Raw genomic sequence first — 13,693 nt, 5'->3', positions numbered from 1 at the left:
GGGCCCAACCCATCCCGTACGAGACGAGAGGGAGATCCTCAGTATGGACTCCGCCCTGCGCACACACGCCCGGTTCGGGCAGCGCGCACTCTTCCTGACCACGGCCGTACTTCCGTTGACCGGCTGGGCTGTTCACGCCGCGACGCTGCACCGGCGTCTGGCCGCCGAACGCCAGCACCTGGAGGAGGCCGCCCGGCGCCTGGAGGCCGCCCGCCGCGACCAGCTCACCGGTCTGCACTCCCGCCCCGGCTACGTCCAGCACGCGACCCGCCACCTGCACGACCACGGCGACCAGACGATGCTCGTGTTCCTGGACGCGGTCGATTTCAAGGCCGTCAACGACACTCTCGGGCACGACGTCGGCAACGCGCTGATCATCGCCATCGCCTCCCGCCTGGAGCAGTGGGTCGGCGACACCGGCCTCGCCGCACGTCTGCACGGTGACGAGTTCGCTGCCGTCCTCACATGCCCCGTCATCGACCGCGATCGGCGCCTGGAGCAGCTGCACCACCTGCTGCACCAGCCCGTTGACGTCGACGGCCAGGCGGTCGACGTCGCGGTGTCCATCGGCATGTCCAGCCCCAGCGACCTGCACTCGCGTGACTACACGTACGTGCTGCGCGGCGCCGAGGGCGCGATGTACGAGCACAAGCGGGAGGGCACTGGCCTGTACCGCATAGCCACCCCCGACCACGCCAACGAGCCGAGCGTCAACGGCCGGCGCCTCGGGCGTACGGGCACCACCGCCCACCCCCTCGCTGCGGAGGACCTGCGATGACCCTCTCCTCCGTCGCGGACACCGCCCTGCTGGCCAGGCTGTCCCGCGAAGCGATCCCCACCGGCGAGTACTTCCGCACCCGCACCCCGGCCGGGTCGCTGCCGCTGACCCCTCAGCAGCAGCGCACCAACTTCGAGGCGCTCGCCATGGTCTCCAGCCGTCCCCAGACCGCGCCGGATCACGACCTCACCCCGATCCGGTGCCTGACCATCCGGCCGCCCTGGTCGGACCTGATCGCCCTCGAGGACGACCAGGTCGCCAAGCGCATCGAGAACAGGGTGTGGACCACTCGGTGGCGCGGCACCCTGCTCATTCACGCCGGATCCGAGGTCGACCTCCGGGCCCTGGCCCTGGGCGCCGTACGGGAGACCCTGGACGACGACTACGAGCTGGTGCGCGGTGCGGTGGTCGCCGTCGCCGACCTCGCCGGCATCCATGCAGACGACGGCGAGTGCACGCGCTGGTCCCAAGAGGGCTGCTTCCACTGGGAGCTGGCTCGGGTGCAGCGGCTGACCACGCCCGTCCCGGCCCGCGGCTCCCAGCGTCTGTGGAAGCCCACGCCGAAGCTGCTGCGGCGGATCACCGATGCGAACCCGCACTTGAGCGGTCGGCTGGCCGACACGAACGCGGGGGCCGGCGCGTGACTGCCACAGATACGACGACACGGCGGACTTCCGAGGCGGAGGAGCCGGTGACCGACATCGTCGACCGGGCCCGCGGCGGCGACCGCGAGGCGTTCGGCGTCCTGTACGCCCGCTACCGGCCGCAGATCTACACCTACCTGCTGCGTCGCACCCACGACCAGCAGCTGAGCGAGGACCTGACCGGCGACGTGTTCGTCCGGGCCCTGGCCCGGATCGGTGCGTTCACCTGGCGCGGCAGCGACTTCGGGGCCTGGCTGGCCACGATCGCCCGCAACCTGCTGCTCGATCACTACAAGAGCTCCCGCTACCGGCGGGAGGTCCCGACGGGCGACATGTACGACCAGGACCTGGCCGTCGGCGACATCGGCGAACAGGTCACCGAGCACCTCGCCAGGACCGACGTCCTCGCCGAACTCCGCAAGGCCCTGGCCGGGCTGACACCCGACCAGTGGGAGTGCCTGTGGCTGCGCTACTGGCACGACCTGCCGTTCGGTGAGATCGGCGAGCGCATGGACCGCAGCATGTACGCGGCCAAGATGCTCAAGGAACGCGCGCTGCAGAACCTGAGCACCCCGGAGATCAAAGCCGCCCTGCTGGAGGCGGCGTCCGGCTCCCGCTCCGACTCCCCCTCGCAGGCCTGCGCAGCACCGCAGGCCTCCCCGCGTGTCCCGTCGCCGCGACGGCCCGCGCCCTCCAACCATCTGGACTCCGGAAGGACCCGCCCCATGGCGACCGACGCCATGCCCGCCGCGCTCACCCCGCTCACGGCCAGCCAGGCCGTGGCGCTGGTCCTGCTGCGCGACGGTCTCACCGAACGCAGCATCACCCAGCGCACCGGCATCGTCGGCGACACCCTGTACCGGCTCGCCGCCGCCCACGGCATTACCGCCCTGCACGGCACCGTGGAAGGCCACCGTTGCCACGAGGCCGCCGGCACCGAGCCGTGCGACGGGTGCAGCCTCGCCGACGCCCGCGACCAGGCCCGCACACGAGCCCGGCACCGCAGGTCCGTCAGCTCCCTGCCGCGCGCACTGCGCCGCCAGGCCACCGGGCGCAGGAGGAGGGCGACACGATGATGGAGCGCATACCGTTCGCCCTCACCGGCTACCTCGACACCGCCGCCGTGCCCGGCGACGCCGTCGGCACCGCCTTCTGGCGGCTGATCTCCTCCCCCGCCGACTGCGCGGCGGAGGAGGAGGCGGTCATCCCCTGCACCACCAGCCTGCCGGACCTCGCGAACACGCTGCTCACCGAGTGCCAGCCCAGCGACCTGCTGCGCGTCACCGGCCACCTCGCCCTCCCCGACACCGCCGACGGCCGTATCCGGCTGGACGTCGACACCGTCGAAGTCATGTGGGAGGCACCGCTCCAGGAGCAGCCGCCAGAGGGCCCGGCCGACGACCACAGCGGCCGCGACCGGGCGATCCAGGCCCTGGCCGAAGCCCTCGCGGGCCTCGCCTACGAGCCCGCTACGGGCGAGCAGCCCGACATCCGCATCAACATCGGGCCCGTCGGCCTGCACGGCCTGGACGTCGCCCACTGCCACAGCATCGACGTCACCACGGCCAGCACGCACAAACTCGCCGACGCGGTCGACGCCATGCTCGCCACGCTGAACAGCCTGCCCCCGCAGGTCGGCATCGGCCTAGACCCGCTGACCATCGCCGAACTCACCGACTACTTCGACGAACTGGACCTCACCGAACTCACCCGGGACGTCCTGGACGCGGCCCGGCCCGAGGACCGCCTCGCGGTCACCCGCGCCCTGGACGACCTGTTCGGCGACATCCCCGTCACCGGCATCGACGACAACGACCAGTAGGCCGCCACCGCGCGGCCCCACATCAGCATCGACCGGCCCGGGCGGGCCGCCTCCACCTCGAGGCGGCCCGCCCGGGCCCTTTCACGCTCCCGCAGCCACGACGAAAAGGCCCTGATGAAACTCACCATCGACACCGACCAGCTCGCCGACGCCGCCCAGTGGGCGCTGCGCGCCATCCCCGGCAACCCGCCCGCACCGGTCCTGGCTGGCATGCGGATCGAAGCCTCCGACGACAACACCCTGACCCTCGCCGGGTACGACTACTACCGCTCCGCCCGCGCCCGCGAAGACTGCGAGGTGTCCGAGCCCGGCACGCTCCTGGTCCCCGGCCGCGTCTTCACCGACATCGTCAAGGCCTTCCCCAAGGGCAAGCCCACCACCCTGGCCCTGGACGGCACCGACCTCGCCCTGTCCTGCGGCACCGCGCACATCCTTCTGCCGACCCTGCCGCTGGACGACTACCCGACCCTGCCGACGATCTCCTCCGCGAGCGGCACGGTCGACGGCGCCGCCCTGGCCGCAGCCGCCGCCCGGGTCGCGGTGGCCTCCACCACCGACGAAACCATCGCGACCCTGACCGCCGTCCAGTTCGGCCTCAGCGACACGACGATGGTGCTCTCCGCGACCGACCGGTACTTGTTCCACGTCGCCGACGTGCCCTGGACCCCCAACCCGACCCCCAAGGGCAAGGGCAAGGGCAAGCCCCGCGTCGCGGGCAACACGCTCGTACCGGCCGATGCCGTGCGCGACGCCGCCCGCATCCTCGCCGACGCCGACAAGGCGGAACTCACCCTCACCGAGTCCCAGTTCGCCATCAGCGTCCCCGGCCGGTGGGCCACCAGCAGCCTCATCGAAGGCGAACTCCCCAACTACGCCGCCCTGTTCCCCACCGAGTTCGCGTCCATCGCCACCACCGGCACCGAGGCCCTAATCGACGCCATCAAGCACATCCAGCCGCTGCTGGGCAAGGCCGACCCGATGGTCCTCGAAGTCACCGACGGTCAGATCACCGTGCGCGCCGGCACCGACGACAAGGGCCGCGGCCGCGACCAGGTCCACGCCGACCTCGAAGGCGACCCGCTGACCATCGCCTTCAACCCGGGCCTGCTGCTCAAGACGCTCCAGCAGATCGACGGGCCCGTCGCACAGTTCAACTTCACCACCGCGACCAAGCCCGCCCTCGTGCACGGCGTCGACCAGACAGACATCTTCCGAGGCCTGGTCATGCCGATCCGCCTCACCAGCATCAGCGGCTGAACCACCCCGCCCGGGCCACGGGCGCCACCCTGCCTGCGGGGCGGCCGTCGACACTGCTCCGGCCGCCCCGCAGCACCACCCCATCTGGTCACACACCCGGAGCGCCGCGCCCGCCATCCTGCGGGCGCGGCGCTCCCCTTTCCACCAAGGAGCCACAGATGCCCCTCAGCCCACCGGCACCCGAGCGAGCCCAGCTACTGCTGGCGCAGCTGGAGCGGTACGGGTCCCGCGAGAACGGGCAGCTCGCCATCGGCCGGCGCCTCCTGCTGGACTACCCCGACCTGCCGCTGACCGGCTTCGCGATCTCCAGCAGCATGTGCCCCGAGCCGGGCCGCCCCCTGCACAGCCTGATCCTGCGTCTCGGGGAACACGACACCGACGGCATCACGGCGTGGGCGCGCGCCCTGGGCACCGAGCCGGTCGTCGACGGCGCCCGCTACCGGCTGGACACGGTCCTGGACGGCATCGGGATCTGGGCGTCGGCCACGATCCCCGAGGCCGAATACGACGTGGACGCGGCCGTGTTCGTCCCGACCGGCGACGACGTCAGCTTCACCCTGCGGGGCCTGCTCGTCACCGAGTTCGGGGAGGACGGCGACCTGGTCTTCGTCGGTCACCCGCCCGCCCGCGAGGTCCTGGCCGTCACGAGCGCCTACTACCGGGACATCTGCGGGCAGCGACTGCGCGCGTTCGACGGCCACGTCCTCGCCGACAGCATCATCCAAGGCTGGGGCCGGTTCGTCGCCTACCCCACCCGAGCCGACTGGCGGCTCCGCAGCGTGCCGCAGGACACGCCTGGCGCTCTCCCCCTCACGTGGATGTACGCCCAGGAAGGCGACACCCAGGACGTCAGCGCCCCCGTGCACTGCCCGGCCTGCGGGCGCTCCAGCCGCGGACTCGACTACGACCAAGAGGCCGGGCAGCGCATACACCTCTGCCCCTCACCCGACTGCCGGCACCAGTGGCCCGTCGATGACTCCCCGGAACCCGCGCCGGACCTCGAGGCCAGCGAACACCGCCAGGACCAGTGCGCCGCCCTCGCCGCCCCCTGACCCGACCGTCTCCCGCGCGGCGGCCCGCAGCCCGCGAGGCCGCCGCGCGCAACCCCTACCTCGCACGAGCCTGGAGGCCCCGTGTACGACATGTTCATCGACAGCTTCGGCGCCCGCTGGCAGGACCCGCCACCGCCCCGCTACCGAGCCGCCGTCCTCGCCATCAACCTCACCAACCAGTTACTGAACCCGCCGGACGACCCGGCCCTCACCGACATCGTCGCCCGCCAGACCGGACAGGACGCCGACGTACGCGACTACGTCCTCGCGACGCCGGGCGCGGCCCGCATCATCGACGACGCCGTGCACGAACTCGCCGCCCTGCGCGCCGCGACCGACGCTTACCACCCGGTCCAGCTCCTGGTGAACTGCTGGTACGGACGCCACCGGGCACCCGCCATCGCCGACGCGATCGGGCGGCGCATGCAAGAGGCCGGCGCCACCGTCGCGGTCACCCACCACCACATCGACCGGCCGCCGGTACCCCGCAAGCACCCGCGCCCCGACTGCCCGTTCTGCCGGATCATCCACGACGGCGCCCCGGCGACGATCGTCCGGCAATGGGCCGACGCCCTCGCGGTCAGGCCCCGCAGCGGCGGCTGTACCGACGGCCACCTCCTGGTCCTGCCGCACGGCCACGTCGCGGACTTCACGACCGACCCGGTCGTCTCCGCCACCGTCCAGCTGCGCGCCGCCGAACTCGCCCAGGAACTGGGCGGCCAGTGGAACTACCTCACCTCCTGCGGCCCGAACGCGACGCAGACCGTGCTCCACCTGCACGGCCACCTCGTTCCCCGCACCGCCGACGACGGCCTCGCCCTCCCCTGGCCCCACCCCACCCGCGAACAGGAGCCCACCCGATGAAGCGCCTCTCCGTCCCCCGTTTCCGCCGCTGCGGCCACGCGCCCGGCGCCCTCACCCCCGAGGACCAGGCCGCCGTCGACGCCTTCCGCACGATGCTCGCCGCGCTGCGCGACGCGGAGCCCTGGACCCCCGGCCGCTGCGAGGACATCGCGGTCCGAGTCGGCCCCTTCGTGGAACGCGCCCACACCCGGCCCGGCGACGACCACGGGCCCGACCTCATCGCCATCGCCCTGCAGCACCCCGGCGGCTTGTACACGCCCTACGGCGACCGCTACCGGAAGCTGGGCTGGCTGCGCTGCGAGACGGACAAGATCCTCGGCATGTGGAACCCGGCCTACGCGCCGCTCACCCACGCCGCGGCAGGCCTGGACCTCCCCGACGACGTCGGCATGCCGGCTGCGAACTACGCCGTACACGTCGAAGCCCGGCGGCCGGACAACACCGGCTACGTCGTGCTCCGCCTCGGTCCCTACAACCAGACCTGGCTCGCCGACCACGACGCCGACCGCCTCAACACCGAACTGGCGGGCAAGGCGGCCACCGTCATCCCCGGCTTCAGCGTCGTTGCGAAGGGGGCGCTCTTCGACGTCAGCGACCACGAGAGCTACGACGACCCGTACGCGGCCGACCCCGCCGTGCTCCTGGCTGCCGCTATCGCCCGGGAGGTGTCGGTGTGACCACGGCCCTGTACGAGATCGAGACCAGCGAGGCCGACGACGGCACGATGATCCCCGCCGAAGGCATCTGGACCCCCGAAGGCAAAGACGCGGCCGACAACGGGTTCGTCGTCCACCGAGGGCTGTACGTCGCTGGCATCGAAGCTCACAACGACGACAGCCCCAACCCGGTCGCGTTCGTCCTGCTCGGGCGCCACAGGTGGGCTGATGTCATCGAGGGCGCCGCCGCATACATGGATCGCGTGTACGGCTGGCGGAACTTGCACCTGTACCCCGGCGATGACCCCTCGGCGCTCACCCCCCGCATTCCGCGAGCCGTTCACACTTTCGGGGTGTTCCTGAAGCATCCGCATCCGGATCATCCCTGTGGCTGCGAGTGGGAAGACACCTGGCGCGTGGTCTGGGCTCCGTCCTCTGAGCCCGGCGCCATCCCGATCACCGCCATGCGGCACCCCGCCGCTCCGGTGACCGCTGCCGGAGTCCCCGATCCCGACCAGGGAGCACCCGCCGCCTGGGCACCCTGACGCACACGGCTGAGCATGACGAAGGCCCGTACTCCCCGCGAACGGCGGGGAGTACGGGCCTTTTTGCGTTCCCGGGTTCTTCGGCCCTGTTTGGCGGGAGCGGGTCTTAACCGGGTTAAGAGTGGATCGGCGGCTGTGCCCGGGTCAGGCCGGCTGCTGCTCCTGCTGGGACAGTTCGAGCAGGAGCGCTCGGTACTCCTCAGGGTGCTGATCGTGCAGGACTGCCATCCAGAAGCGCGCACCCTGCACGAAGTTGTCGGTGGTCATCTTCGTATGCAGGTGCTGGACGATGTAGATGGCGTCGTCATACGGCAGCCGCTTCGACTCACCGGTCTCACTCTGCTCCGTCGCGTCCGAGTCAGAGTCGGCATCTTGGGCGGGAGTCTTAACCGGGTTAAGAGCGGTCGCAGGCGTCCCCCCTTCGGTAGACACCTGGTGGGGCAGAGCAGCGCCTGTGTTCTCCGGCACCGGCGTGCCGCTCTCAACAGGGGCGGTGGCCTTACCGCGCGGCTTGCGAGGGGTCTTAACCCGGTTAAGAGCCTTGACTGCCTCGGGTCGCTGCTGATCCTTGGGCAGACGCCCGATACGGCGCCCGTCCTTAACCGTCAGCTCTTTCGACTCCACCTTCTCCTGCAGGTCTTCGGGGAGCTCAAGGAGGGCGAGACGCTGGGACACCCAAGCTTCCGTCTTGCCCAGCCGCTTGGCTACCGTCACCTGCGTTTTGTGCTTGACCAGCAGCTCCTGGATCGCTCGGGCCTGATCGAGCGGGGGCACATCCTCGCGGTGGATGTTGGCAATCAGGGCGGACTCCAGGATGTCCGCAGCGCTCACCGCGAGATCGTCATTGACGTCGATCCGCAGCTCTTCGAGGCCGGCCAGATGGGCAGATGCCAGGCGCCGGTTGCCGTCGATGACGACGTACTCAGCTTCACCAAGCGCGTCTTCCTGCCCGGGGTGCGCCGCCAGGAAGGCAGCTCGCCGTGCCACGGTGACGGGCTGGATCTGTCCCTTAGCCCGCAGGGATTCCGCGGTTTCTTCGATGTTGGTGAGCTGCTCGCGCGGGTTGAACGGGTTGTGGGCCAGCAGCCTCAGTTCCACCGCAGCGGGGGGCCGCTTGCCCTCGCCGTTCATGATCTGCGTGCGCGTCCGGATGCGCCGGGGAGATTCCTGCTCTCCGCCTGCCGCATCCTCATCCATGCTGAAGCCGCGTGTGACCCGCGGCTGGCCGTCCTTCTTCTTGCTGGTGTTCCTCATACCGCCAGTTCCTTCGCCAGGTCGCGCATTGCCTGCGCATGTTCGCTGTCCGGTGCGTACTCAAGCAGCGGGATCTCGCCGTCAGCGGCCTCGCGGCCTTCCTTCAGGTCGCCGATCACCGCCAGAACAGCGGGGGAACTGCTCTTCTCCCACTCATCCTTGTTCTCCTTGACGAGCTTGCCGCGGCGGCTGTCGTACGCGTTGATGATCAGACCCAGGTAGTCGACCTGGATCCGGCCCTTCTTGCACAGGTCGTCCTTCTGGGACTTCAGCAGGCGGAAGGCGCGGTGGGACGCCTTGTTTGCCCAGACCGGGGTGATGACGCCTGATCGGTCCGCTAGTTCACCCTCGCGGCGGCGCACGTAATACAGGGCGGTGTCCATGTTCAGACCGAGGCTGGGCGGACCGTCGATGATGATGACGTCGTAGTCCTCTTCCAGCGGCTCCAGAGCGCGTTCCAAGGCGGCCTCGCTGAAGCTCACCTTGGACAGGGCGACATCCCGGAGGAACGCGTCGTCGGACGCGGGAAGCAGGTGCAGCCGCTCACCGAAGCGCTCCTGGTCCAAGGCGACCAGCAGGTCGTGGATGTCACCCTTCGCGGTGCCGTCCATGTGCATCATCAGCGTCTCGACGTCGTCCTCGTACATGAGGTCTTCGAAGCCGAGCTCGGCAGTGAGGTGCCCTTGCGGGTCGTAGTCAATGATCAGGACGCGACGGCCAGCCTCCGCGAGAGCCTGGGCAATGCCGGAGGAGATGAACGTCTTGCCGACGCCGCCCTTCTGGTTGGCCACTATGACCCGCACGACCGGCTGCGACACCAACGGGGTCGTGGGGGAGGGATGGTTACCGAGCCACAGAGTCAACGCCTGCGCGAGCCCCTGCACGTAGGTGATGCCGCGCTCCGAGCAGGCGGCCTTGAACTCGTCAGGGCCACCGACAGGGAGGAACGTCCCCCAGGTCTTGGCTCCGTCGGTGTCGACTTCGGGGACGTCGTCGGCTTCGTACCAGGCCTTGATGGCGTGCTCGGTCGCGTCCTGGATGTCCATTCCGTGCTCAAAGGCGCGGATCTTCAGGTGCCTACGCAGCTTCGGAGCGAGAGCAGTAATTAGCTTCTCTCGTTCTCCTCTGGGGCTCGGGATGCTCATGCGGCCGAACTTTACTAGGCGCGCTGCTCGCTCCGAGGGAAGTCGGCTCACGTATCACCTGTTGAGGCTCACGCAGCGGGCGTACCGCTGGGGAAACGAGGAACCGCCGACGACAGGTGGACACCCGAAATGACGCTGCCACAGCGCGTGTTGACGCAGCCCTCCCGCGACAGTGGGTGTGCTGGTTGGCGGTGGAGTTGGCTGCTGTGGGTCGGCGCGTCGGGTGAGGTGTGGGTGGCTGACTGTCCCGCAGTATTCGCACGACGTCGTCAACCGTCGCCATAGCGCCCAGGATCAGCGGCGCGATCACCGCCTGGAGGCGGTCCATCTGTCTGGATCCCGGCGGCTGGCTGGGGAATATGGCCGTCGCCGCTCTCGTGGTTGCCGATGGGGAGCGGCATCCTGTGTCGGATGCCGGGTCGGTGTCGGGCGGGGGAGGGGAGTCTCTGGTGCTGTGGTGGGTGGCGGCGCTGTGGGGATTGTCTGGTGCGGCCTCGGTGGAGAGCCTGGCCCTGTACCGCGCGATCCACCGGGTCAAAGACTTCCCCTGGCGGAAGAAGGGCGAAGTCGCCTTCACCGCCTACCTGGCCTCCGTGGTCATCCGGGTCGTATTGGGCGGGGGCCTGGCGGCCGCGTTCGGCGCGTCGGCTCAAGTCGCCGGTCCACTGGGTGCCCTCGCCGTCGGGATAGCCGCCCCGAAGATCGTTGAGCAGTTCCTCCGGCAAGGCCTGGCCCACCAGGCGGTGGAACCCCTGCCGCAAGCGGCCCCCGGCGTGCCCGCTCAGACGGCCAACGCTTCCGCGCAAGGAGGACCTGGTGCGGCGTGACTTCTTCAGCTCCCAGCTCTGCGTCGCCCTCGCACGCAGCACCCCGGCCTTCCAGCCGACATCGCGCCCTGCCCGCCAGGGCTTTCTCCACCAACTGGTCGACGCGCTGGCCCGAGTCACCCCCGCCTTCCAGGACGGACCAGTCACCACACAGGTGGGCACGGACGGATCTCCCGGTCCGCAGCCGCAGGCCAATGCACAGCAGCCTGCACCAGCCGCCCGGCAAGAGCCCGCACAGCCGGATGCACCCCAGCCGCGGCATGGCGGGCGGCTCCTCACCGTCGCTGAGGTCGCCGTCATCATGCGGTCCTCGAAACTTGCCGTGTACCGCCTGGTCCACAATGGGCATCTTCCGGCTGTCCGTGTGGGGCGGGCCCTCCGGGTGCCTGAGGAAGCCGTGCATGAATACCTGCGGGACAGCTTGCGCAGCGTGAGCTGATTCAGCGCGGCCGGTAGTCCCGACGTAGGGCAGGGCTACCGTCCATGGCTTGCGTGACGGCCCGCCTGGCGGGCGCGGCGGCAAAAATCTGGTGATGCCCTCCCGCCCTGCGGGAGGCACCTCGGATCACACTTTTATGCAGGTCACGGGCGGGTTTCCATGACCGGGTGACAATCAGCGAAGCGAAGATCGGCCCGGGAGGGTGGCCCTACTACTGCAACGGCGTGATGGTCGGCGACGGCCACCGCCCGGCGGGCAAGCCACTGCGCGACGCCCAGGACGAAGCGGGTGTCCCGCCCGGGATCTGGAAGGGCCGGGGCCTGGCCGCGCTCGGCCTGGCGGCCGGGGACGTGGTGACCGAGCGCCAGGCCGAACTGCTCCTGGGGGAAGGCCGGCACCCGGACGCCGACCGGATCGAGCGCGAGCTCCTGGACGCGGGCAAGAGCCCGGCTGAGACGCGGCGGGCGACGGTGCTGGGCAGGCCCATCGAGCACAACAAGTCGCCGGAGACCGAGAACGCGAAGGAACGGTCGCCCTGGCTGGCCATGGATCTGACGTTCCGGGCGCCGTCGACCGCTCAGATCGCGTGGGCGCTGCTGGACGACGCGACCCGCCGGGTGCTGGAGCTGTGCCAGGACATCGCCCGGGACAAGACGCTGGCGTGGGTGGAGAAGGCGGTCGCGGAGATCCGCTGGGGGAGCGGCGGCAAGCAGCGCAAGCCGGTGAAGGACGGGCTGATCGTCGCGATCTTCCGGCACTACGAGTCCAGAGCCGCAAAACCGCTACTTCACGATCATGCGGTGATTTCCATCCGTGCCCAGCGCCCGGACACGAAGGGGACGTGGGGCAACTTCTCCGCGGACTCGATGCTGACGCACATCGTCGCGGCCGACACCCTCTACACCCTCTATTTCATGGAGGAGGTGTCCGCCCGGCTCGGGTGGGCGTGGGAGCCGCGCGAGGTGACGCCCGGCAGGAGGCCTGTCCTTGAGATCGCGGGGATCGACCAGCGGCTCATCGGCTGGCAGTCGACCCGCCGTCAGCAGATCGCGGACGCGCTGCCCATCCTCATCGCCGACTACGAAGAGACGCACGGGCACCAGCCGGGGGAGCGGGCCGCCAAGGCGCTGGACCGGCAGGCCGCTGACCGGACCCGCCCGCCGAAGCGCAAGGCGCCGCGGTCGCTGTCCGAGCTGCGCGAGGGCTGGCGGAAGTCGGCGATCCGGGCGTTCGGCGCGGACACGGTGTACCGGCTGGCGGAACGGGCGCGGGCGGCGGCTGCGGCGGTGTGGGCGCGGGTGCGGCCGGTGGTCGACATAGCGCTGGCGGCCGTCGACATCACCGCCGTGGTGTACGTGATGCGCGGGGCGTTCAAGCGCCACCACCTGCTCGCTGAAGCCCGGCGCCACCTCGCCCACATCCTGCGTGGCCGCCCGCACGAGCCCGGCCTGGACGAACAGATCGTGCAGACGGCTGTCGACGGCTACACCCGCCCGGCTGGCCAGACGATGATGACCGCCGATCTGCGCGCCCTGTATCCGCACGACATCGAGGACCAGGCTGTGATCCGCCCGCTGACCCGTGCCCGGTCGGCGTCCCGCTACGACAAGGCCCGCCTCGCCGCCGGCGCCCTGACCGCCCGCGTGAACGCGGTGCGCCGCTCGCACCGGCTCGGCTCCCGCTCCCTTCCGCACACCGTCGCCGTGCCCGCCGGACCACCGCCGCGCTCGAGGCGGGACCGGGGCGAGGCCCGTACCGGGCGCGCGGTCCGCAAGACGGGCCTGGACCAGGAGCAGACGACCGACGTCGCCACGGTGGAGGAGAGCCGCCGCCTGATCGAGGCCGCCGCTGCCCAGATGGCCGCCAAGCTCCGGGACGGCGCCGCCCGTCGCGCCGCCGCACACGGCCCCCGGCCGCAGCCCGCCCCAGCACCCCACACCCAGCAGCCCGGAGCCCAGCCTGCGCCGGGCCCGAACACACCCACCGGAGGAGTCCGATGACCATCTCGCCCGACGACCCGAGGATCGAAACCGCCCTCGCCCGCATGCGGCAGGGCGCCCAGGAGCGTGCCGCCGTGCTCGGGCCGGCACCAGCGCCATGGCAGCCGATCTGGAAGCGGCCCCGCAAGCCGCTGACGAAGGCGGAGAAGAAGAAGCGGCTGCACCTGCAGCGCCAGCGCCTCCAGCGGGCGGGGCGCCGGCGCTTCTTCACCGGGCAGTCCCGTCGGCCCCGCCCCCGGCGGAACCGCATCGGCAGCGCGGCCAGCCGCCGCGACGCGCGCGCCCTGTCCCGGCTGCGGCACTCCAGTGCATGGCTGTGGTGACGATGCAGTGCACCGCACGATGCCCGGCATCCGATGCCGGGCACTCGATGCGCACCGGCGATGAAGTTCACTCTCCCCGCCGCACTC

The 13,693-nt window shown here is 70.7% G+C and carries 14 protein-coding genes and 1 pseudogene; 13 read left to right on the top strand and 2 right to left on the bottom strand.

All coding sequences use genetic code 11. From position 1 onward, the window contains the following. Positions 1-43: 43 nt before the first annotated feature. The 9 genes from C4B68_RS40700 to C4B68_RS40660 all read left to right on the top strand — a co-directional run bounded on the left by C4B68_RS40700 (position 44) and on the right by C4B68_RS40660 (position 7,618). Positions 44-778, top strand: coding sequence for a GGDEF domain-containing protein (locus C4B68_RS40700; protein WP_099505618.1), 735 nt, complete (start codon positions 44-46; stop codon positions 776-778). Continuing rightward, a complete protein-coding gene (locus C4B68_RS40695) occupies positions 775-1,422 on the top strand; it encodes an ASCH domain-containing protein (RefSeq protein WP_099505619.1) in 648 nt (215 codons plus the stop codon). The genes C4B68_RS40700 and C4B68_RS40695 overlap by 4 nt, the downstream gene beginning before the upstream one ends. Beyond that, positions 1,419-2,498: an RNA polymerase sigma factor gene (locus C4B68_RS40690; RefSeq protein WP_099505620.1), complete on the top strand. Its 1,080-nt coding sequence runs from the start codon at positions 1,419-1,421 to the stop codon at positions 2,496-2,498. The genes C4B68_RS40695 and C4B68_RS40690 overlap by 4 nt, the downstream gene beginning before the upstream one ends. Further along, positions 2,495-3,244 (top strand): hypothetical protein, encoded by a 750-nt coding sequence (locus C4B68_RS40685; RefSeq protein WP_240634792.1) that lies wholly within the window; start codon positions 2,495-2,497, stop codon positions 3,242-3,244. Before C4B68_RS40690 ends, C4B68_RS40685 begins: the two co-directional genes overlap by 4 nt. A gap of 114 nt (positions 3,245-3,358) precedes the next feature. Further along, positions 3,359-4,501, top strand: coding sequence for a DNA polymerase III subunit beta (gene dnaN, locus C4B68_RS40680; RefSeq protein WP_099505622.1), 1,143 nt, complete (start codon positions 3,359-3,361; stop codon positions 4,499-4,501). Between the two features lie 158 nt (positions 4,502-4,659). Beyond that, positions 4,660-5,553, top strand: coding sequence for a hypothetical protein (locus C4B68_RS40675; protein WP_099505623.1), 894 nt, complete (start codon positions 4,660-4,662; stop codon positions 5,551-5,553). Between the two features lie 90 nt (positions 5,554-5,643). After that, positions 5,644-6,417, top strand: coding sequence for an HIT family protein (locus tag C4B68_RS40670; RefSeq protein ID WP_099505653.1), 774 nt, complete (start codon positions 5,644-5,646; stop codon positions 6,415-6,417). Beyond that, positions 6,414-7,094: a hypothetical protein gene (locus C4B68_RS40665; RefSeq protein ID WP_099505624.1), complete on the top strand. Its 681-nt coding sequence runs from the start codon at positions 6,414-6,416 to the stop codon at positions 7,092-7,094. The genes C4B68_RS40670 and C4B68_RS40665 overlap by 4 nt, the downstream gene beginning before the upstream one ends. Then, a complete protein-coding gene (locus C4B68_RS40660; RefSeq protein WP_099505625.1) occupies positions 7,091-7,618 on the top strand; it encodes a hypothetical protein in 528 nt (175 codons plus the stop codon). The genes C4B68_RS40665 and C4B68_RS40660 overlap by 4 nt, the downstream gene beginning before the upstream one ends. A 144-nt stretch (positions 7,619-7,762) precedes the next feature. Here C4B68_RS40660 and C4B68_RS40655 read toward each other — a convergent pair whose 3' ends face one another. Both C4B68_RS40655 and C4B68_RS40650 read right to left on the bottom strand, forming a co-directional pair. Continuing rightward, positions 7,763-8,872: a ParB/RepB/Spo0J family partition protein gene (locus C4B68_RS40655; protein ID WP_099505626.1), complete on the bottom strand. Its 1,110-nt coding sequence runs from the start codon at positions 8,870-8,872 to the stop codon at positions 7,763-7,765. Beyond that, complete coding sequence (locus tag C4B68_RS40650) at positions 8,869-10,017, bottom strand: ParA family protein (RefSeq protein ID WP_167459358.1); 1,149 nt, start codon at positions 10,015-10,017, stop codon at positions 8,869-8,871. The genes C4B68_RS40655 and C4B68_RS40650 overlap by 4 nt, the downstream gene beginning before the upstream one ends. A 449-nt stretch (positions 10,018-10,466) precedes the next feature. Here C4B68_RS40650 and C4B68_RS40645 point away from each other — a divergent pair, with 449 nt between their 5' ends. The 4 genes and pseudogenes from C4B68_RS40645 to C4B68_RS40630 all read left to right on the top strand — a co-directional run bounded on the left by C4B68_RS40645 (position 10,467) and on the right by C4B68_RS40630 (position 13,606). Continuing rightward, positions 10,467-10,844, top strand: a complete 378-nt coding sequence (locus C4B68_RS40645; protein ID WP_143674469.1) for a hypothetical protein — start codon at positions 10,467-10,469, stop codon at positions 10,842-10,844. A 271-nt stretch (positions 10,845-11,115) separates the two neighbouring features. Then, positions 11,116-11,283: pseudogene (locus tag C4B68_RS43985) on the top strand (excisionase family DNA-binding protein); the annotation flags it as partial. A gap of 227 nt (positions 11,284-11,510) precedes the next feature. Beyond that, entirely contained in the window at positions 11,511-13,283 is a 1,773-nt protein-coding gene (gene mobF, locus C4B68_RS40635; RefSeq protein ID WP_099505656.1) for a MobF family relaxase, read from the top strand. Beyond that, positions 13,280-13,606: a hypothetical protein gene (locus tag C4B68_RS40630; RefSeq protein ID WP_099505628.1), complete on the top strand. Its 327-nt coding sequence runs from the start codon at positions 13,280-13,282 to the stop codon at positions 13,604-13,606. Before mobF ends, C4B68_RS40630 begins: the two co-directional genes overlap by 4 nt. Positions 13,607-13,693: the final 87 nt, after the last annotated feature.

This window comes from Streptomyces dengpaensis, from assembly GCF_002946835.1.
GTDB lineage: Bacteria > Actinomycetota > Actinomycetes > Streptomycetales > Streptomycetaceae > Streptomyces > Streptomyces dengpaensis.
Note: the sequence above shows the minus strand (reverse complement) of the source record. Positions and strands in the feature narration are given on the sequence as shown.